At 68.6% G+C, this 18,686-nt stretch carries 29 protein-coding genes; 1 reads left to right on the top strand and 28 read right to left on the bottom strand.

The features are described from left to right. Window positions 1–35: 35 nt before the first annotated feature. A complete protein-coding gene (locus DJ70_RS06020; protein WP_094531078.1) occupies window positions 36–845 on the top strand; it encodes a hypothetical protein in 810 nt (269 codons plus the stop codon). A 31-nt stretch (window positions 846–876) separates the two neighbouring features. On the opposite strand, the gene DJ70_RS06015 is transcribed toward DJ70_RS06020, so the two are convergent. The 28 genes from DJ70_RS06015 to DJ70_RS05880 all read right to left on the bottom strand — a co-directional run bounded on the left by DJ70_RS06015 (window position 877) and on the right by DJ70_RS05880 (window position 18,614). After that, window positions 877–2,022: a DNA cytosine methyltransferase gene (locus tag DJ70_RS06015; RefSeq protein WP_094531112.1), complete on the bottom strand. Its 1,146-nt coding sequence runs from the start codon at window positions 2,020–2,022 to the stop codon at window positions 877–879. A 167-nt stretch (window positions 2,023–2,189) separates the two neighbouring features. After that, on the bottom strand, window positions 2,190–3,668 hold the full coding sequence (secY, locus tag DJ70_RS06010) for a preprotein translocase subunit SecY (RefSeq protein ID WP_094531076.1): 1,479 nt from the start codon (window positions 3,666–3,668) through the stop codon (window positions 2,190–2,192). 2 nt (window positions 3,669–3,670) lie between these two features. Next, entirely contained in the window at window positions 3,671–4,168 is a 498-nt protein-coding gene (locus tag DJ70_RS06005) for an uL15m family ribosomal protein (protein WP_094531074.1), read from the bottom strand. Beyond that, window positions 4,165–4,629, bottom strand: coding sequence for a 50S ribosomal protein L30 (locus DJ70_RS06000; RefSeq protein WP_066413575.1), 465 nt, complete (start codon window positions 4,627–4,629; stop codon window positions 4,165–4,167). Before DJ70_RS06000 ends, DJ70_RS06005 begins: the two co-directional genes overlap by 4 nt. Beyond that, window positions 4,629–5,276, bottom strand: a complete 648-nt coding sequence (locus DJ70_RS05995; RefSeq protein ID WP_094531072.1) for a 30S ribosomal protein S5 — start codon at window positions 5,274–5,276, stop codon at window positions 4,629–4,631. Before DJ70_RS05995 ends, DJ70_RS06000 begins: the two co-directional genes overlap by 1 nt. Next, on the bottom strand, window positions 5,269–5,826 hold the full coding sequence (locus DJ70_RS05990) for a 50S ribosomal protein L18 (protein ID WP_094531071.1): 558 nt from the start codon (window positions 5,824–5,826) through the stop codon (window positions 5,269–5,271). Before DJ70_RS05990 ends, DJ70_RS05995 begins: the two co-directional genes overlap by 8 nt. Continuing rightward, window positions 5,826–6,287 (bottom strand): 50S ribosomal protein L19e, encoded by a 462-nt coding sequence (locus tag DJ70_RS05985; protein ID WP_094531069.1) that lies wholly within the window; start codon window positions 6,285–6,287, stop codon window positions 5,826–5,828. The genes DJ70_RS05990 and DJ70_RS05985 overlap by 1 nt, the downstream gene beginning before the upstream one ends. Continuing rightward, window positions 6,280–6,987, bottom strand: coding sequence for a 50S ribosomal protein L32e (locus tag DJ70_RS05980; RefSeq protein ID WP_094531067.1), 708 nt, complete (start codon window positions 6,985–6,987; stop codon window positions 6,280–6,282). Before DJ70_RS05980 ends, DJ70_RS05985 begins: the two co-directional genes overlap by 8 nt. A 1-nt stretch (window position 6,988) precedes the next feature. Then, on the bottom strand, window positions 6,989–7,522 hold the full coding sequence (locus DJ70_RS05975) for a 50S ribosomal protein L6 (protein WP_094531066.1): 534 nt from the start codon (window positions 7,520–7,522) through the stop codon (window positions 6,989–6,991). Between the two features lie 2 nt (window positions 7,523–7,524). Then, window positions 7,525–7,917 carry a 30S ribosomal protein S8 gene (locus tag DJ70_RS05970; protein WP_094531064.1) on the bottom strand — a complete coding sequence of 131 codons (393 nt, stop codon included), beginning with the start codon at window positions 7,915–7,917 and terminating at the stop codon, window positions 7,525–7,527. A 2-nt stretch (window positions 7,918–7,919) separates the two neighbouring features. Then, the gene (locus tag DJ70_RS05965; protein WP_066413547.1) at window positions 7,920–8,093 is read right to left on the bottom strand and encodes a 30S ribosomal protein S14; all 174 of its coding nucleotides are present in this window, start codon (window positions 8,091–8,093) and stop codon (window positions 7,920–7,922) included. Further along, window positions 8,090–8,614, bottom strand: a complete 525-nt coding sequence (locus DJ70_RS05960) for a 50S ribosomal protein L5 (RefSeq protein ID WP_094531062.1) — start codon at window positions 8,612–8,614, stop codon at window positions 8,090–8,092. The genes DJ70_RS05965 and DJ70_RS05960 overlap by 4 nt, the downstream gene beginning before the upstream one ends. Continuing rightward, window positions 8,607–9,362, bottom strand: coding sequence for a 30S ribosomal protein S4e (locus DJ70_RS05955; RefSeq protein WP_094531060.1), 756 nt, complete (start codon window positions 9,360–9,362; stop codon window positions 8,607–8,609). The genes DJ70_RS05960 and DJ70_RS05955 overlap by 8 nt, the downstream gene beginning before the upstream one ends. Beyond that, window positions 9,359–9,715: a 50S ribosomal protein L24 gene (gene rplX, locus DJ70_RS05950; protein ID WP_094531058.1), complete on the bottom strand. Its 357-nt coding sequence runs from the start codon at window positions 9,713–9,715 to the stop codon at window positions 9,359–9,361. The genes DJ70_RS05955 and rplX overlap by 4 nt, the downstream gene beginning before the upstream one ends. A gap of 2 nt (window positions 9,716–9,717) precedes the next feature. Then, entirely contained in the window at window positions 9,718–10,116 is a 399-nt protein-coding gene (locus DJ70_RS05945; protein WP_094531056.1) for a 50S ribosomal protein L14, read from the bottom strand. Then, window positions 10,116–10,460: a 30S ribosomal protein S17 gene (locus DJ70_RS05940; RefSeq protein WP_094531054.1), complete on the bottom strand. Its 345-nt coding sequence runs from the start codon at window positions 10,458–10,460 to the stop codon at window positions 10,116–10,118. The genes DJ70_RS05945 and DJ70_RS05940 overlap by 1 nt, the downstream gene beginning before the upstream one ends. Further along, window positions 10,451–10,897 carry a ribonuclease P protein component 1 gene (locus DJ70_RS05935; protein ID WP_094531052.1) on the bottom strand — a complete coding sequence of 149 codons (447 nt, stop codon included), beginning with the start codon at window positions 10,895–10,897 and terminating at the stop codon, window positions 10,451–10,453. Before DJ70_RS05935 ends, DJ70_RS05940 begins: the two co-directional genes overlap by 10 nt. A gap of 2 nt (window positions 10,898–10,899) precedes the next feature. After that, window positions 10,900–11,112, bottom strand: coding sequence for a 50S ribosomal protein L29 (gene rpmC, locus DJ70_RS05930; protein ID WP_066413526.1), 213 nt, complete (start codon window positions 11,110–11,112; stop codon window positions 10,900–10,902). After that, entirely contained in the window at window positions 11,113–12,054 is a 942-nt protein-coding gene (locus DJ70_RS05925; RefSeq protein ID WP_094531050.1) for a 30S ribosomal protein S3, read from the bottom strand. Next, complete coding sequence (locus DJ70_RS05920; RefSeq protein WP_094531048.1) at window positions 12,054–12,518, bottom strand: 50S ribosomal protein L22; 465 nt, start codon at window positions 12,516–12,518, stop codon at window positions 12,054–12,056. The genes DJ70_RS05925 and DJ70_RS05920 overlap by 1 nt, the downstream gene beginning before the upstream one ends. A gap of 3 nt (window positions 12,519–12,521) precedes the next feature. Next, window positions 12,522–12,947, bottom strand: a complete 426-nt coding sequence (locus DJ70_RS05915) for a 30S ribosomal protein S19 (protein ID WP_094531046.1) — start codon at window positions 12,945–12,947, stop codon at window positions 12,522–12,524. Continuing rightward, the gene (locus DJ70_RS05910; protein ID WP_094531044.1) at window positions 12,944–13,666 is read right to left on the bottom strand and encodes a 50S ribosomal protein L2; all 723 of its coding nucleotides are present in this window, start codon (window positions 13,664–13,666) and stop codon (window positions 12,944–12,946) included. Before DJ70_RS05910 ends, DJ70_RS05915 begins: the two co-directional genes overlap by 4 nt. Window positions 13,667–13,668: 2 nt before the next feature. Continuing rightward, a complete protein-coding gene (locus DJ70_RS05905; protein WP_094531042.1) occupies window positions 13,669–13,923 on the bottom strand; it encodes a 50S ribosomal protein L23 in 255 nt (84 codons plus the stop codon). Further along, the gene (rpl4p, locus tag DJ70_RS05900) at window positions 13,920–14,666 is read right to left on the bottom strand and encodes a 50S ribosomal protein L4 (protein ID WP_094531040.1); all 747 of its coding nucleotides are present in this window, start codon (window positions 14,664–14,666) and stop codon (window positions 13,920–13,922) included. Before rpl4p ends, DJ70_RS05905 begins: the two co-directional genes overlap by 4 nt. A gap of 3 nt (window positions 14,667–14,669) precedes the next feature. After that, window positions 14,670–15,686: a 50S ribosomal protein L3 gene (locus DJ70_RS05895; RefSeq protein ID WP_094531038.1), complete on the bottom strand. Its 1,017-nt coding sequence runs from the start codon at window positions 15,684–15,686 to the stop codon at window positions 14,670–14,672. A gap of 4 nt (window positions 15,687–15,690) precedes the next feature. Continuing rightward, the gene (locus DJ70_RS05890; protein ID WP_094531036.1) at window positions 15,691–16,557 is read right to left on the bottom strand and encodes a putative RNA uridine N3 methyltransferase; all 867 of its coding nucleotides are present in this window, start codon (window positions 16,555–16,557) and stop codon (window positions 15,691–15,693) included. Between the two features lie 125 nt (window positions 16,558–16,682). Further along, the gene (locus DJ70_RS05885; protein ID WP_094531034.1) at window positions 16,683–17,780 is read right to left on the bottom strand and encodes a molybdopterin-dependent oxidoreductase; all 1,098 of its coding nucleotides are present in this window, start codon (window positions 17,778–17,780) and stop codon (window positions 16,683–16,685) included. A gap of 75 nt (window positions 17,781–17,855) precedes the next feature. Further along, a complete protein-coding gene (locus tag DJ70_RS05880) occupies window positions 17,856–18,614 on the bottom strand; it encodes an HFX_2341 family transcriptional regulator domain-containing protein (RefSeq protein ID WP_094531032.1) in 759 nt (252 codons plus the stop codon). Between the last annotated feature and the right edge of the window lie 72 nt (window positions 18,615–18,686).

Here is an 18,686-nt window from a genome sequence, read left to right as displayed (position 1 = left end):
AAAGGTAAGACCCCCCGGCGACTCGGCGAGAACGCATGCCACGGAGCCCCGAACGCCTCGGGAAGGCCCACGAGACGTGGACGCGCGACGAACTCAACGGGGACGACCCGCAGCCGGACACCGAGGCGCAACTCGCCCACCTCGACGCGAACGAACGCGAGCGGGTGCGGATCGGGGCTCGCGAGGCCGCGCGGTTCGTCCGCGAGCACACGCCCTTCGCGATCGAGCGCGCGACCGAGGAGGGCGACGCGCGGAAGACCGACCCGACCGACGACGTCGACGTCGTCGTCCACGGCGAGGGGCAGAGCAAGGGGTACTCGCTGAAGCTCACCTCGAGCACCGCCATCAACGTCCGGAACACCCTCGCGTCGAAGGTCGCCGAGGACGTCTTCGGGAAGCCCGTCGACGAGCTTCTGACCCCCGAGGAGTTCGCGACCTACGAGCGGGTGACGCGGGAGTTCGTCGCCGAGGAGTGCGGCGGCTCGGACATGGCCGCCGCGATGACGCCGGTCTTCGCCGAGAAGTTCCGCGCGTTCCGGGACGCCGACGAGGCCACGCTTCGCGAGCGACTCCTCGAGCACGTCCGCCTCGACGCGAACGTGGTCGCGTGTAAGGTGACCGCCGCCGGCAACTTCCACGGCTTCGCCTCGATGGAGCGCGCCCCGCTCCGGAAGTTCCAGGAGGGTACCGGCGAGCTGTCGATCTACACGACGGAGTCGAACGACACCTCGATCTTCTTCGACGTGGACGGCGAGGCCGCGTTCCGGATCGACATGTACGGACAGTACAGCGGGAGCACCCGGAAACCCCGGATCAAGACGGTCTATCGGGTGACGTTCGGGTAGGCCGGGTCGGATCGAGCCGGGGCGTCCCGACTCACGCGATGTCGGTGAGCGACTGCTGTTCGTACACGTCCGGGTCGGCGCGGTCCGCCTCGCGGATCTCGGGGTAGTACTCGCGGAACCGATCCGCGAGCGCCTCCGCCAGCCCGACCGGGACCGCGTTGCCGATCTGTTGGAGGACCTCCGTCTTCGTCCCCTCGAACGCGAACTCGTCGGGGAACGTCTGGAGACGGGCCATCTCGCGCGGCGTGAGGTACCGGTCCGCCGTCGGGTGGATGAAGACGTTGGTGCTCACCGTCAGCGACGGCTCCTCGGGATGGAGCCGCCGGAGGTACGTCCCGTACCGCTTCACGATCTCCGGCTCGTGCGGGCAGGCGTCGGTGTCCGCACAGTCACAGCGGTACTTCTTCGTCTTCAGACGGTCGGGGAGGTCGCGGTAGTAGCCGCCCGGCGGGACGTGGCGGATCCGCTCGAGCGTCCTCTCGCCGGTGTCGGCGTACCGCATGTTCGGGAGGTCGTCGTCGACGTCGGCGAGCGCCTCGCCCGCCGTCCGCCAGCTCGGTTCAGCCGGCGTCGTCGGCTCCGGAAAACGGATCGGCACGTCGCGGTTCGTCCCGACGAAGAAGAGCCGCCGGCGCTTCTGGGGGACGCCGTACCGCTCCGCCTCGAGCACACGGTACTCGCAGTCGTACCCCTCCGACTCGAACTCCCGGACGATGAGGTCCTTCACGTACCGGCCGTCGCTCGTCTCCCGGTTTATCAGATCGCGGACGTTCTCCATCAGGACGAGCTGGGGGTCGAGGACCGTGACCATCCGGAGGAACTCCTCGAAGAGCGTGTTCCGCCGGTCCTTCTCCATCTCGTCGAGCTCGATGCGTTCGTTGTTGAGCCGGCTGAACCCCTGACACGGCGGACCGCCGATCACGACGTCGACGTCCTCGACCCCGTGGCCCGTCTCGCGGAGTGCGCGCTCGAGGTCGTCGTCATCGAGTTCGCGGACGTCCGCCTCGAGGAACCGCACGTCCGGTCGGTTCCGCCGGTACGTCTCCGCGGCCGGCTCCCACTGGTCGCTCGCCAGGACCACGTCGAAGCCGGCCCGCTCGAACCCCAGATCGAGCCCGCCGCAGCCGGCGAAGAAGCTGGCGACGACCGGCGCGTCCGCGCTCTCTTCAGCACCCATCGCCGTCACCTCGGGGCGACGCGTGCTCGCGTCGTCGGTTCATCTACCCGTGCTTCGGGGTGGCCGCTTAAAAAATATCCATCTTCCGCCGGTCGGCGGCCCGCAGTTCGGGAACGACGGACCGACGGCTCAGCGTCGAGTGCGTCCGAAGGAAGTGGAGATGTTCGTTACTCGTTGCCGAACATCTGGCGCATCATCGGGTGCATCTCCATGAGCTGCTCCTCGGCGATCTCCTCGTACAGCTTGTAGGTGATCGAGACCGCGAGCAGCAGCCCGGTGCCGGAGACCTGCCCGATGGTGCCGAGCAGGTTCGCCATCACGGCGAGCAGTCCGACGAGCGCGCCGCCGATGACGGTCACCTGCGGGATGTAGCGCTCCATGACCTTCTCGACGACCTGCGGGTTCCGCCGGAAGCCGGGGATCTGCATCCCGGAGTTCTGGATCTGCTGGGCCGTCGCCTCCGGCCCCATGCCGGTGGTCTCGACCCAGAAGATCGCGAAGATCGCGCCGCCGACGACCATGAACGTCAGGTCGATGGCGAGCCGGACGGCGATCATCCACGGCTCGACCGACGCCGGGATCTCGCCGAGGAACCACATCCACTCGGTCCGCGACTGGATCGGGTTCAGGTAGTAGAACAGCCCGGAGAGGGGTTCACCCTGGTCGCTGTACTCGCCGAGCCACGCGGGCATCCCCGCCCACTGCGAGGAGAGGATCTGCCCGAGGAACTGGACGTTCGCCTGGAGCGCGCGAACGAGGATCATCGGCAGCACGGACGCGTAGATGAGCTTCACCGGGAACCGTCCCCGAGCACCCTTCACGCGGGCGTGCGACAGCGGGATCTCGACGCGGACCGACTCCGCGTACACGACGATCCCGAAGATGAACACCGTCGTGAACAGCGCGAGGACGTTTCCTGGCGTGAAAAGCAGGTTCTGGAGCCCCTCGCTCGTGAACGGCGACAGCGAGACGGGAACGTCGCCGAAGACGATCCCATACCAGCTCGCGAAGAAGCCGGTGGCGCCGAGCGCCGAGAAGCTGAAGAAGCCGCCGACGATCTGCTGGCTCACGGCGGCGATGATGAACAGCCCCACGCCGGAGCCGACGCCCCACTTGCTCACGATCTCGTCCATGAACAGGATGAGGACGCCGCCGACGAAGATCTGTGCGAAGATCAGGAACTGGACGCCGAACTCGCCGATCCCGAGCGCCTGTCCGATGGCCTGGTCCGCTGGAAGGAACTCGCCGGTGAACACCATCGGCGCGGCCGTGAGCGCCGTGACGATGACCACGAGCAGCTTCTGGAGGCCCTGATAGAGGACCTGGTCACGCGGGTCGTCGGTGTCGAGCCCGAGCAGGTTCGCGCCGCCGAGCAGCTGTAGGACGATCGACGCCGTGACGATCGGACCGATGCCGACCTGTAACAGCGACCCCTGCTGGCCGGCCAACACCGAACGGAACTGTCCGAAGAAGTCGCTCCCCTGTCCGGCCGCGAGACCGAACGGGTTGATGTTGGTCAAAAAGAAGTAGACGAGCAGGATCCCCGCCGTCCACATGAGCTTGCGTCTGAACGGGACGTGTCCCGCGGGTCGCTCCACGACGGGCATCCGCGAGAGCACCGGTTCGGCGACCTCCTTCCAACTCATCGTTACGCCTCGTCGGTCTCGTCGTCGGAAGTGCCTTCTGCTTCGTCGGCGGCCTCCTCGGCGCGCTCCGAGAGCGTCGCCTCGCCGCCGGCGGACTCGATCCCCTCGACCGCCCCGGCCGTGAACGCGTCCGCGGTGACGTGGAGCTCGCGGCGGACCTGTCCGCCGCCGAGCACCTTCACCACGTCGGCGTCGTGGCCGTCCTCGACGACGTCGCGGGCGTCGACGACGTACGCGCCGTCGTCCTCCTCGGCGAGGCCGTCGGCGACGTACAGCGCCGCGTCCTCGTCGAGCTTCTGGGCTTTGACCTCGAGGACCTCCGTCTTCGAGTCCTCGGGACGCTTGAAGCCGTGCTTGCCGAGCGGACCGTAGTTGTGGTACTCGTGTTTCGCGCGCCCGGCGGCGCCGCGGCCGCCGCGGTGGCCGGCGCCGCGCCGGTTCTTGTGCGTGCCGCCGCCGTGGGTTCTGGAGCCGCGCTGTCTGCGGTTCTTGTCCGTCATCGCATCGCCTCCAGGAGCGCGTCCATCTCCTCGGTGGAATGGCGGCCGAGCTCGCCGCCCTCCACGATCGGGTGTTTGATGCCGTCGTGGCCGCCGCGCGGCGCGTGAAGGCGGAGCGTCGGGGAGACGCCCTGCTCGCGCAGCGTCGTCTCCTCGGCGACGATCGCCTCGGCCAGCGCCGCCACGTCGTCGTAGTCGGTGTTCTCCGCGACCCACGCGTCGTCGACGTCGGCGTCGCCCTCGAGGGGCTCGCCGCGCCGCTCGATGGTGGCCGCCACCGTCTCGACGCTCGGCTCGCCGAAGGCGACGAGGTCGTTCACCTTCGTGATCATGCCGCGGTAGGAGTCGGTCTCCGGAACGAACGTCGCGTGGTTGACGCGCCCGACGTTCAGCATGTCGAGCGTGTCGACGACGCCCTCGTTCACGTTGACCTCCCCGCGGAGCTGAACGATCGCCTGCATCACTCGCTCACCTCGTCGTAGTGGACCTGTCGCGCGTGCTGGGGCGTGCGGGACTGCGCCGCGTTCTCCAGGGCGTTGAACGTCGCCTTCGCGAGGTTCACCGTGGTCCGGGTGTTGCCGTCGGAGTTCGTCCAGGCGTCCTCGACGCCGGCGAGCTCTAAGATGTTCCGCACCGTCTCCGCGGCGGCCAGCCCGAGCCCCTGCGGGGCGGGCTTGATCTCCACGGTGACGGATCCGGCCTTGCCCTTCGCCGTCCGCGTCAGCGAGTTCGTTCCGCCGGGCTGGTCCTCCCAGGAGCCCGAGCCGCGGTCGACCTCGATGACGTTCAGCTTCGCGACGTCGATCGCCTTCTGGATCGCGCCGCCGACCTGGTCGTCCCGCGCCTGCGCGTAGCCCAGGTAGCCGTCGCGGTTGCCCACCACCACGACGCACCGGAACTTCACGCGCCGGCCGGAGTCGGTCATGCGCTGGACCATGTTGATGTCCAGCACCTCGTCTTCGAGCCCCGGAAGGAGCTGGTCGACGATCTCGGCCTCCTTCAGCGGGAGCCCGGAGTCGAGCGCCTGTTCCATCGACGTGACGTCGCCGTTCTGTACCTTGCGGCCGAGCCGCGTTCGCGGCTCCCAGCCGTCGTTGTGTCTACTCATGGTCCTCCTGTAGCTCGTCGAGCACGGAGTCGAAGTGCTCGGGTAACTCGCCGGCGTCGAACTCCCCGCTGTACAGCGGCTCGTCGAGCTGCTCGGCGTACGCGGCGATGTGCTCGCCACGCGTGCGCGACCAGTCGGCCAGCACGTCGTCGTTGTGGGGGATCTCGAGGCCCGCGTCGATCGCTCCTTCCTGTACCGCGAACGTCTTGTTGCCGGGCGTCGCCGTGTTGAGCCCGATGTCGAGGACGGCCTCCTCGAGGCCGGCCTCGACCGCGCGGGCGCCCGCGAGGTACCCCGTGAGGTACGCGCTGGGGAGGTTGCCCGTGGGGGCCTCCCAGCCGTACTCCGCGAGGTCCTCGCTGGAGGCGGCCGCGTGGGTCTCGTCGCCGTCGGGTCCGGGAGTGACCAGCTGCGCCCTGACGTGAGCGTTGCTCACCCGAGCGACCAGGCGAGGCTTGCCCGATTTCAGCAGGCGCAACCTCTGGTGGTAGTCCGTCCGGACCTCGCGGCGGCGCCGCATCGGCACCTTGTATCGTGGTCCTGTCGCCATTAGTCGTTCACCTCGTAACCGTACTGCGTCCGGATGTACGCCTCCAGCCGGGCGACGTCCTCGAACTCGCCGCCGCTCGCCTTGTTGTAGAGCGTGCGGTACTCCGTGGCGTCGAGGACGTCCTCCTCGTCACGCAGCTCCTTCAGACGGGCCCGCTGTGCGCGGATCCGCGCCTTCCAGTCGTCTTTGGTGTTCTGTCGCGCGCCGGCCTTCCCCTTCCGGGAGCCGGCACCCTTCTTGTGGCCGTACGAGCGCTTCTCCGCGCGCTCGCGGGCCCGACCGCGGGAGTTCGTCTTCGCGTCCTTCGCGCGGATCGTTCCCTGCTCGATCAGCTCGCGAACGTCCTCGCGGGTGATCGCGTCCGCGATCTCCTCCTGGGCGTCGGGGTCGAGCCAGACGCGGCCCTTGCCGACGTCGAGCTCGTCCGCGGCCAGTCGTTTCTGGGCTTTCAGATCACTCATCGTCCACCTCCACCTCGACGTAGGTCGGGTTCAACACGCGGATACCGCGCTCTTCCGCCTCGTCCTCGATCAGTTCGCGCTTCCGACCGCCGACCTTCGAGGCGATCCGTACCGCCTGCGTGTCGCCGTCGACGCCCTCGAGGTCGTCCGTGTTGTGAACGCGGACCTCCTCGAAGCCGCTCGGATGGAGGCCGCGGGACGCCGTCGGCGAGCGGAAGCCCGCCTCGACGACGGGGCCCTTCGCCTTCATGCGGCGGCGCTGCTTGGAGAGCCCGCCGCGCGGCTTGCGCCACGACGTCGGGATCCGCTTTTTCTTGTGGTAGTCCTGCCGGTTGAACTGCGGTTTCCCCTCGCGGTGCTTCTGTGCGAGCGCGCGAGCGGTCTCCTCGTCCAGCTCCGGCGTCTTGTCGGCGTGGCCGCGGGGACGAAGCTCCGTCTCGACCGTCTCGTCGGGCTCGGCCGCCTCGGCCGCCTCCTCGTCGGTCTCGTCTTCGATCTCCGCTTCGGCCTCCTCGTCGACCTCCAGACCGCCGACGTCGGCCTTGATACGCGCGGCGAGCGCGTTGCCGACGCCGTCGACCTCGGAGAGCTCCGACTGGGAGGCGGCCTTCACGTCCTCGACCGTCTCGTAGCCGGCCTCGCGAAGCGCGTCCGCCTTCGAGGGACCGACGCCGCTGATGTCTTCGAGTTCGTCTGCCATGTCAGGCACCTCCGGTCGGCTTCTCGACGATGTACACGCCGTCCTGGAAGACGCGCGTGTCCTTGTCGGTCACCTTGGTCAGCTGTTCGATGTCGGCGGCGGTCTGCCCGACGGCCTCCTTGTCGGAGCCCGAGAGCGTGACCGTCTCGCCGTCTACCTGTACGTCAGTGTCCCCGCGGATCGGGGTGCGTCGCTGCGCCTTCTCGCCGAGGAAGTTCTCGATGACGACCTCCTCGCTCTCCACGCTGACCTGCATCGGGAAGTGGGCGTAGTACACCTCCATCGTGTACTCCCAGCCCTCGGTCACGCCGTGGACCATGTTGGAGACGTGGCTCTCGAAGGTGCCGACCGTGGCGTTCGTCTTCGCGTCCTCGTTCTCCGAGGCGATAACGACAGCACCGTCCTCGACCGACACGTCGATGTCGGGGTACCAGAGGCGTCGCGTGACGCTCCCGTTGGGACCCTCGACGGTGAGTTCGAGGTGATCGGTCTCGGCGGAGACGTCGTCCGGAATCTCGATTTCGACTCTGTTCATTGTTAGTAGACGTATGCGATCACTTGGCCGCCGATGCCCTCCTCGCGGGCCTCGTAGTGGCTCATGACGCCGTGGCTCGTCGTGACGATGAGCGTCCCGTAGTCACGGGCGGGGAGGTATCGCTTCTCCCACTTCTCGAAGTCGTCCGCACCCGCGGAGTAGCGGGGCTTGACGGCGCCACATTCGTTGATCGCGCCTTTCAGTTCGACCTCGAACGTCCCGGCCTTCCCGTCGTCGACGTACTCGAAGCCGTCGACGTACCCGCGGTCGTAGAGGACCTCGAGGACGGAGCCGATGATGTTCGAAGCGGGCTCTACCGTGTACGACAGGTGGCCAACGCTCTCGGCGTTGTCCATGCCGGCCAGTGCGTTGGCGAATGGATCGTTTCCTGTCATGATCAGCTGTACTTCTCGAATCCCATGTCTCGAGCGACCTCGCGGAAGCACTGTCGGCAGAGGTTGATGTCGTACTTCCCGACTAACCCCTGCTCGCGGCCGCACCGCCGGCACTCGTGTTGCTGGCCGGTGCGTTTCGCCGCGTGCTCGCCCGTCTCGTTGTTCGCTTCGCTCATTCCGTTACCTCAACGTCGAAGTGCGTTTCGAGGAACGCGATGGCGTCCTCGGCGGTCATCCGGTGGTTCGACGGGATCGAGCGGGTCACCTTGTCGCGCTTGGCGACGCGGTAGCCCGGTCGGACGATGGTCGTCGTCACGTCGAGCCCGTAGATGCCGATGTTCGGGTCGTACTCCTGGCTCGGGAAGTCGGTGTGGTCCTCGACCCCGAAGCTCAGGTTCCCCGTGTCGTCGAACTGGCTCGACGAGACGTCGACCAGGTCGAGCGCGGTCTCGAGGAACGCGTGGGCGTCCTCGCCGCGCAGCGTCACCTTGACGCCGATCGGGTCGCCCTTGCGGATGCCGAACTCGCCGACGGTGCGTTTCGCGGTCGTCCGGACCGACTGCTGGCCCGTGACCTCCTCGATGATGTTCTCCGCGTCCGCGAGCGGCTCGCCGCCCTGACCGACGCCCATGTGGACGACGACCTTCTCCAGGTACGGCTCGCGCATCTCGTGGGACGCGCTCTCGGCGTCACTCATCCGTCTCACCCGCCTCGTCGGCGTCGTCCGAGTCGGACACGTCCGCGGCGTCCTCGTCGTCGGTGAAGTTCTCGTCGATGACGACGACGTACTCCTCGACCGTCTCGTAGCGGTCCTCGCCGTCGCCGACGACGACCGTGTTCGAGCCGGACCCGAGCGTGACGTCGATCGTCTCGATCTCGCCGATCTGACCGGCGTGCTGGCCGGCGATCGCGGTGACCAGGGCACCCTCCTCGTACTCGAAGTGGGCGACGACCTCCTTCGACTCGTTGTCGATGACGATCGAGTCCTTGGTGTCGTACTCGGTGCCGGCGTCCACGCGGACGTTCGTCCCGTCGTGGAGCGTCAGCTGGACGTCCCCGCCGGGGACGACCGCCTTGTTCGCCACCTTCCCGAGCCGGCTGCCCGCGGACTCCTCGTCGACGGGCGTCAGCGCGAGTCGACCCCCCTCGTCGGGGAACACGCGGAAGTACTCCCCGCGGACGGGGAACGCCAGGATGTCGAACATCCCGATCGGGCGCTGCTCGTCCGAGACCGCGTCCCCGTTGACGAGGACCGAGTCGTTGTTCAGCGCGTAGCGCGCCTCCTTCGTCGAGTCGACGTAGCCGAGCACGTCCCGCAGCAGGACGACGAGCGGAACGCCAGCCTCGCCGTGGGGGCCTGCGCCGGCCTTCACGGTGAACGTCTGGGTCTTCCGCTCGACCGGCCAGGAGTTCGGTACCGCCAGTCGTTTCTGATGTCGCGTCATTCGTTGTCCTCCTGGAGCCGCGCCTCGCGGCGGTCGTCCGAGAGGTCCAGCTCCGTCACGCGGACGTTGCTCGCCGGGATCGGACGGGGAGCCTCTTCCCCGTCCGCGCGCTCGACGGTGACGTCCTCGACGGTGATCCGCTCGGCGGTGAGATCCACCGAGAGGACCTCCGCTTCGGTCCCCGCGGCGTCGCCGCGGAGCACCTCGACGGTGTCGCCCGCGTTGACGCGGACGTTCCGCCGGCCGTACTCCTCGCGGAGCTCGGGCGTGAGCGGGGATCGGACCTTCCGTTGCCGCTCGTGAAGCGGCGCGGTCTCCGACTGTTTTCGTTGTTTGCGTGGCTGTTTCGTCATGGTTACACGATCATCGTCGCGGTGGACGCGATGCTTCCGTAGCGCTCGGCGACCTCGCGGGCGACGGGGCCTTTGATCTCCGTGCCCCGCGGCTCGTCGAGGTCGTCGATGATCACGGCCGCGTTGTCCTCGAACTTCACGCGCGTGCCGTCGGGACGGCGGATCGGCTTGCGCTGGCGGACGACGACCGCCTCCAGCACCTGCCGCCGCATCTCCGGCGTCCCCTTCGTGACCGAGACGGTCACCTTGTCGCCGATACCCGCCTTCGGGTGGCGGTTCTTCGTGCCGGAGTAGCCCGACACGGAGATCACCTTCAGCTCACGCGCGCCGGTGTTGTCGGCACACGTGATGAGAGAGCCCTTCGAGAGCCCCTGCGTGACGTCGGCTTTGAGCGCCTCCATCACGCATCACCCGACAGGTTCTCGACGACGACGTGTGATTTCGTCTTCGAGAGCGGTCGCGTCTCCGCGATGGTCACTTCGTCACCTTCCTCGAGCGAGTCGAGCACGCCCGGCACGTGTGCCGGGATGCGCGAGCGACGCTTCATGTACCGGTCGTATTTCGGTACGAACACGTCGTACTCTCGCTCGACGATGACGGTCTTTTCCATATCCGTCGACACGACCGTCCCCTCTCGGAGCTGGCCGCGGACGGGAAGCTGCCCGTAGAACGGGCACTTCTCGTAGTCGTAATCCTCCGGGTCGTCTGGCTCCGGAGGCATGGGTACGTCGATTCCTATCGCCATTGTGAGACACCTCGTTCGGTGCGTTCGGCGGGCCGATCCCGCAACCGCGTGCCATCCACCGTTACGTAGACCGCGTCTTTGCACTCGCCTCGCCGGCTCGCCGCGTCGACGCTCCGTGCGCCGACCGCGGACGGGCCGGACTGACGGGGGCGGACCCCCGCAGTATCCGACCCGAGTTGGGACGCGGACCCCGACGATTGGCCGTCGTCGGCGGCTTCATCTGTGCGTGCGGTCGCCTGCTCGACGACCGCGAACTCCAACGTCGTGCCCGACTTGGGCACTCGCTTGTCCCCCGACCCGGTCCGCACCACGAGGGTGCGTTCCGTCTCGAACAGCACTCGACCCGCGATCCCGACGTGGGCGTCGCTGTCGGCGTCGGCCACCCGAACCGGGAGGCCGACGAGTTCGTGCCGTACGAGCGTTTCGGGGGAGATCATCGTTACTCGTCGTCGAAGTCGCCTTCTTCCGCCTGGATCGTCTTGATCCGGGCGATCGTCTTCTTCAGCTCGTTCACGCGGCCGGGGCTCTCGGGCATCCCGCCGGCCGCCTGCTGTGCCTTCGTGTTGAGCAGTTCGGTCTCGAGCTCCTCGAGCTCGACCTCCCGCTCCGCAGCGGTCATGTCGCGGATCTCGTCGGTGTAGAGGATCGCCATTTATTCGTCCTCCTCGGCTTCCTCGTCGGCCGCCTCCATCTCGGCGACCAGGTCGGCCGCCTCCGATTCGATCTCCTCGTCGAGCTCGTCGAGCTCCTCGTCGACGTCGCCGGTCTCGACCGGCTCCTCCGCGGGGGCGTCCGTCGCCTCCGTCGCGGTCTCGCCCGTCTCCTCGACGACCTCCTCGACGATCTCCTCGTCGATGACGTCGGCCGGGTCCTCGTCCGGGACCGCCACGTCCTCGTCGTCGTCACCGACGTCCGGAACCTCCTCCGGCTCCTCCTCGAGGAGCGACTCGACGCCCTCGTCGCCGGCCGCGTCGGCCTGGTCGACCTCGGGCACCTCGGCGTCCTCGCGGACGCCGAAGTCGTCGGGCAGCTCCGCGCCCGGCGGGATGATCTTGACGTTGACCCCGATGGTGCCGAGCTTCATCACCGCGACGCCCTTGCCGTGGTCGACGACCTCCTCCGCGGGCTCGCCGTTGTGCTTGATGTAGCCGCGGTTGAACTTCTCGACGCGCGAGCGCGCCCCGGTGACCTTCCCGGAGAGGACGATCTCCGCGCCGAGCGCGCCGGCGTCCATGATCCGGTCGATCGTGGTGTGGCCCGCCTTCCGGAAGTACCAGCCACGCTCCAAGGCGTTCGCGAGCCGGTCGGCGACGATCTGGGCGTTCAGGTCGGGCTCGTCGACCTCCTGAACGTCGATCTGCGGGTCGTCCATGTCGAAGCGGTCCTCGAGCTCGGTGGTGATCTTGCGGATGTTCTTCCCGCCCTTCCCGATCACCATGCCGGGCTTCTCCGCCTTCAGGACGATCTGCGTGCCCATCGGCGTCTTGGCGACGTCCATGCCGCCGTAGCCGGCTCGGCCGAGCTCGTCCGCGAAGAACTCGTTGATCTGTGAACGGCGAAGGCCGTCCTCGATGAATTGGTGTTCGTCAGCCATTAGTTCTCAGCCTCCGGCTCCTCGATGATCAGCTCGACGTCCGCGAGCGTGGTGTTCCACTGCGTCGCGCCCGCCGCACGCGGGTTCCGCCCCGGCCGCTCGCCCACCTTGTGGGGAGCGACGTGTTTGATCACCATCTCGTCGCCGTCGAAGCCCTGCTCGTCGGCGTTGTGCTTGACGTTCTCCAGGAGCTTGAGGAAGTCCTTGGCGGCCTTCTCGGGGTAGCGCCCCGCGTCCCAGCCGTCGATGTCGGAGCGGTGGCCCGCGCCGGCGTTGTGCTGGCGCATCGGCACCGAGGTCTCCTCGTCGATGACCTCTCGGAGGTACGCCTCGGCGTCGGCGACCGTCTCGCCTTTGATCTCCCTGGAGATCTCCTTGCTGTCCTTCACGCTGATGGGCCGGTCGCGGAGCATCCCCTTGGCGGTGGTCTCCGGATCGGCCTCGACGCTGTAGTTGATTCCCATGGGTTACTTGAGGGGCACGAACTTCGAGGACCGGGTCGCGCCGATGCCGGCCTGACCGTGTTCGACGGTGCTTCGCGTCTGGTGGAACTCGCCCAGGTAGTGGCCGATCATCTCGGGTTCGACCTGGACGCGTTCGAAGCTGTGACCGTTGTACACGGCGAAGGTGATGCCGACGAACTCCGGCAGGATCGGCATGTCGCGCAGATGCGTCCGGATCGGGTCGTCGGCGGTCGTCTCCTTGTCGCGGCTTCGAGCCGTCTCGAGAAGCTTCTCCTTCTCGACGCTCAGCCCTCGAGTGATGCTTCGCCGCTGTCGTGCGGGGAGCAGTTCCGCGACCTCCTCTACGTCCATCTCCTGCAGCTCGTCGAGCGAGTGACCGCGGTAGGCGAACTCCTCGCCCTCGCGGCCGATGCGGTATTCGGAACTCATTTGTTGCTACCTCGTCCGGTCCGTTTGGATGCGATGTCACCGACCTTCCGTCCCGGCGGGGCGTCCCGCGAGACGGACTTCGGCTGGCCGGGGTGTTGGCGACCGCCCCCGCCGAAGGGGTGGTCGACGGCGTTCATCGCGACGCCGCGCACGCGCGGGTATTTGGTCCCGCGCGCTTTCATCTTGTGGTGTTTGTTGCCGGCCTTGACGAAGGGTTTCTCCGTCCGCCCGCCGCCCGCGACCACGCCGATCGTGGCGCGACACTGCGGGTCGAGCCGCTTCACTTCCCCGCTCGGAAGCTGGACGACCGCGACGTCGCGGTCGTGGGTGAGAAGCGTCGCCGAGACGCCCGAGGCGCGGGCGAACTTCCCGCCGTCGCCCCGGTTGCTCTCGACGTTACAGACGGGAACCCCCTCGGGGATCTCCGCCAGCGGGAGCGTGTTTCCGGGCTTGATCTCCGCCGAGACGCCGACCTGTATCGTCTCGCCCACGCGCACGCCCTCCGGCGCGAGCACGAGCCGCCGGTCGTCGTCGTCGAACTCGACCTCCGCGAGCGGCGCGGACCGCGCCGGGTCGTGTTCGATCCCGACGATCTCGCCGGTGATCAGGTCGGTGTCCTCGAGCGTCTTGTGCGACAGTTCCGCCTTGTAGCGGTGGGAGGGGGCCCGGAACGTCGGGCCGCCACGTCCTCGCCGCTGTCCTTGGATTCGTCGTCCCATCGTCAGAACACCCCGATCCGGGAGGCGACGTCGGTCGCGTCGTCGTCCGCCGAGAGCGAGACCGTCGCCTTCTTTTTGCCCTTCGGCGTCACCTGCGTGTTCACGTCGACGACGGTGACGTCGTAGCGCTCCGCGACCTCGTCGCGGATCTCCGGCTTCGTCGCGTCGATGTCGACGAGGAACAGCAGTTTGTTCTTGAAGTCCATCTCGTTCATCGCCTGCTCGGTCACGATCGGGTGTTCAATGATCGAGCTCATCGGTCGGCCACCTCCTCGATCGCCGACTCGGTCCACAGCGTGAGCCGACCCGGATGCGCGCCGGGCGCGAGGTCCTCCGCGTTGACCTCGCCGGCGGTCGCGACGTCGACGCCGGCGAGGTTGCGGGCGGCCCGCGACGTCTCCTCGCTCGTGACGACCAGGACGGACTTCGGCTGGCTGTACTTGCGACCGCGGGTCTTCCCGCGGCCGGACCGCACCGAACGACCCTCGTCGGCCCGGTCGACGTCGGCGTCGACGCCGACCGCCTCGAGCACGCCCAGGGCCTCCTGGGTCTTCTCGAGGTCCTCGAACTCGTCGCTCACGACGAGCGGGAGCTCGAGATCCTCGTCGAACGCGTGGCCGCGCTCGGCGACGAGCTCGGCGTCGGCGGTGGCAGCGATCGCCGATCGAACGGCGAGCTGGCGCTCCTTGTCGTTCAGTTTCTTCGTCTGGTCCTTCTCGGCCTTCGGCGGGTGCGCGGCGCGACCCGACACCGCGTGCGGGACGCGGCGGGCGACGTTCTCGGAACGCGGGACGTGCGCGAGCCCGCGCCCGGAGCCGAACGACTCCGCGGGGGTTCGCAGTCCGGCGAACTCGTCGGCCCCGTAGGCCTGTTTCCGGTTAGCCTGTGCGGCGCTGACCGCCCGACCGATGAGGTCCGGTCGGAACGCGGTCTCGAAGATCGCCGGCAGCTCGACGCTGCCCGCGTCCCCGCCGTCCAGGTCGTGTACTGTCGTGTTCATGGATTATCCCTGGTTGGATGCGGTGGATACGTACCGGACCTCGGGGTCGAGGCGCGGCTGGTCGTTCGGCCGGATGGCCGGGCGGAAGCGCAGCAGGCGCTTGTCCGGCCCCGGCAGCGAGCCCTTGATGAGCGCGTACTCGCCGTCGACCTCGCCGTAGTTGACGAAGCCGCCGTCGACGGAGGCGTCGTCGCCCTCGCCGAAGTCGATGAGGCGCTTGTTGAGCTCGGTGCGCTGGTGGTAGCCGGTCTGGCCCTGCTGGGGGACGGTGGAGCGCACGCGGGAGGGGTTCCACGGACCGAGGTTGCCGATCCGACGCCGCCATCCCTGGCGGGCGTGTTTGCCCTTCCGCTTCTGGACGCCCCAGCGCTTGACGGGACCCTGCGTCCCCTTCCCCTTCGTGACGCCGGAGACGTCGGTGTACTGTCCGGCGCGGAAGACGTCGCCGAACTCGTGGGCACCGCCGTCCGCGACGAGATCGAGCGCGAAGTCGGCGCGCTCCTCGAGGGAGCCGCCGCCGACGCGCGTCTCCATCACGTCGGGCTTCTTCTTCGGCACGTTCGCGAGCTCGGCGGGAGTCGTGTGGGTGATGACGCGGAGGTCATCGACCACGCCCGCCTCGAGCAGCTCCTCGAGCTCCGTTCGGTCCTCCTCGAAGGTGTCCTCCGCCGGCAGGTCGAGCGCGCGGTCGAGCTCCTCGTGGAACTCGGTCGCCCAGACCTCGGCAACCGGCTTCTGTCCGTACGGCGTCTCCTCGTAGGCTCGCACGGCGACGGCGTGCATCGGCGGCGTCTCCACCACCGTGACGGGGACGGACTCCTCCATCCCCTCCCGCGGCGAGTCCGCCTCGTCGTTGACCATCATGACGTGGGTCATTCCGGCCTTGTAGCCGGCGAAGCCCTGTAGTGCGGGCGCCCCGTCGTCGTCTGGCCACGAGCGGATACGCGGTACCTCGCTGTCCGCGCGGGTGCGTGGGCCGTAGCCCAGCGAGCCTTTTCGTGGTCGGCTTGGTTGTGGCATGTGTTTACTCCGTGAGTGTGAGCGAGCCGAGGGTCGCGAACAGAGCCTCCTCCGTTCGGACTACCCCGCTGCCCTGTGCCGGGATCGTGTTCAGCCAGAGGTCGAACCCCGGATCGGGTTCGACTCGGCGGCCGTCGGCGACGGCCGCCCGAACGTCCTCGGGCGAGAGCCCGAGCATCTCCGGAAGCCCCCGTTCCGGCGCGCCGAAGGCGACGGTGTAGCCGTCGGCCTCCCGCGCGTCGGCGACGAGGTCGCCGAGCCGCGACACGGAGAGTTCCTCCCCGTGTCGCGACGTGGCGACGGCGAGTCCGTCGCCGGCGAGCGCTTCCGACAGGTCCGCACCCACGACCTGGAAGCCGACCTCCGGCTTCCCGGTGATGCGGGCGCGGACCGGTTCTCTCGAAGAGACCCTGATGGTGACGCGCTCCCCCCGCTCGACCTCCATTCCGGAGGGCACGAGCAGGGAGATCGGGTGTTCCCGCAGCGGGGAATTGACCCGGACGCGGCCTTCAGGTCCGACCTCGGTCACGAGTCCCTGTGTTGTCGACTCGTCCCCGTTCGGGGCCGAGCCGGTCCGCCACGGCACGCGCAGCGGCGGCAGCACGCCGACGTACCGGAGCTCGTCGCGTTCGCCCCAGAGGTCCTTTCGGAGCTCCGGGGGCGTCGCGGCGTACCCCAGCACGGCACGGACGTACTCCCCGCCCCGGCGTCGTTCGCCCTCCCCGTCGGGGAAGACGACGAGCCGGTCCGCCCGGAACACCGCCGCCGCGCGGGCGACGTAGCCGAGTTTGCGAGTCGCCTCGCGGTCGTCCTCGGCTTCCCGGACGACCGAGGACGGAACACATATCGTGAGTCCGTCCTCGGTGCGCATCGTGGCGAGACTGTACCCGTGATTCCGGACGACGGACTAAAAGGATAGCGGTCCGCGTTCCGGGCTGTGGGGCGTTCACACGCGTCCTGCCGGGGGTTTCGGGGTTGCCCGGCCATCGACCGGGCTCAGTCGAACCCGCTCACCAGCGTGACGACCCACTGTGCGGGGTCGCGCTCCGCGCGCACCTCGACGCGAGTCACCCACTTCACCCACTGGAACCCCCGACGACCCGGCGCGACGAGCCGTGCGGGCGCGCCGTGGCCGTGCGAGAGCCGGTCGCCGCCGACGCGGGTCGCGAGCAGGGCGTCCTCGGCCTCCGCGATCGGGAGGGTCCACCGGTACCCCGTGACGGAGACGAACCGGACGTACGCCGGATCGTCCCCCGCCACCCCGCCGGCCGCCGCGAGCAGGTCGCCGACGCGTACGCCGCCCCACTCCTGGACCGTGTACCAGCCGCTCGTACAGTCGAGCAGGGCCGACGTCTCGTCGCCGCCGACGCGCTCGAGGTCGTCAGCGGCGAACTCCCGCGGATCCGCGACGAGCCCGGTCACCGAGAGCCGGTAGTCGGCCCGGTCGATCGGGTCGGGGTCGTCGGCGACCCAGGACGTGACCGGGAACGCGCCGTTCCCCTCCCCCTCTCGCGGCTGTGACCCGGTGAACCGCCGGTCCGCGCCGGGCGTCGAGAGCAGCCGGTTCGCGCCCTGTTGGAGCCGATAGACGACCGCGCCCGCGATCAACAGTATTCCGTACCGGATCGCGGTCCGCCGCCCCTCGAAGTCGACCCGCCTCGGCGGCCGGAACCGCGTCGCGGCGTGGGCGGCGACGAGGGGCACGAGCGCCAGCCCGAAGCCGACGTGGACGGATAACAGCGTCCAGTAGGAGAGCCGGACGTCGAGCCCGAACACCCAGACGATCCCCGTCGAGACCGTCCCGACCGCGGCGACGAGCGCCAGCACCGAGAGCGCGGTCGATCGCCGCCACAGCGTCCGGTCGGTCAGGCGATGGCGGACGCGGGCGAGCTTCCAGCCGAGCAGGACGACGATCGCGAGCCCGAGCGCGCGATGGAGCCAGAACACCGGCCGGCCGGCGGGCGTCCCGATCGTGAACGAGACCAGCCCGGTCCCCGCCTCCGCGAGCACGACGGCGAGAAGCGACCAGTCGACGAGCCGCGGCGGCGGCTCGAGGCGGTCGAGGGCCCCCGAGAGCGTGCCACGAACCCCCATGGGATCCCCTCGGTGCGAGAGTGACATAGGGCTGACGGGGGCGCGGACCGCGGGAGGTCGAGTTCCGGTCCGCGATCACTCCTCGAGGAGGTATCCGAACGCCTGGAGGTGGTTCTCGCCGCTCTCCGTGAGCGAGACGTACTGGTACTTGGAGTGTTCCTCGATCTCGATGAAGCCGCGGCTTTCGAGAGGGTCGACGATGCGCGCGTTGAGCCGCCGGTAGTACCCTCGATCGGGGTTCTGGACGCCCTCCGCGTCGTACCGCTCCACGAACGGAAGCCCCTCGCGACGGCCGTGCTCGATGAGCTCCCGCTTCGTGACGGACCCCTCGCGGTCGACGTGGTCGAGGACCGCGACGTGCTCGCGCTTCGGCTCCTCGATGTGGTACTTCGGGAGCGTCTCGGGCGGCCTCGCGCCCGAGGCGACCGGCCGCTCCTCGCCGCCCGCGTACGTCTCCGCGCGCACGTAGTACGGGACTGCTCCGGTCGCCATACACGCGATCATCCCCCCGATCGCGGTCACCTTCGAGCCGGACGCGAGGTTGACGTAGACGCTGTGATCGCGGAAGCGATTGGCCACCTCCGCGATCGTCCCCAGCGAGCTGTACAGATCGAAGATGTCGCACTCGATCGTCTCCGTCCGGGTCCCGGCGTCCCGGATCCGCTCTCTGACCTCCTCGTGGTAGGCCGGGCGGTCGACGCCCTCGTCGGCGGGGTTCGGCTCCAACAGGAGCGCCTCGTCGGCGTCGGCGTCGACGACCGGGTCGACGATGCGGTCCTTCTCGTATCCGAGCGGGACCACGTGGATCCGCCTCGGCGCGTCCAGGTCGGCCATGTCCGTGGGTACGACCTGCGGGTATTGAGTGTTGTGCTGGTCGTGTCGACCGTGACGATTGTGACGACACAA

The sequence above is a fragment of the Halorubrum halodurans genome, assembly GCF_002252985.1.
Lineage (GTDB): Archaea > Halobacteriota > Halobacteria > Halobacteriales > Haloferacaceae > Halorubrum > Halorubrum halodurans.
The sequence above is the reverse complement of the archived record's forward strand: the minus strand, read 5'-3'. Positions and strand labels throughout refer to the sequence as shown.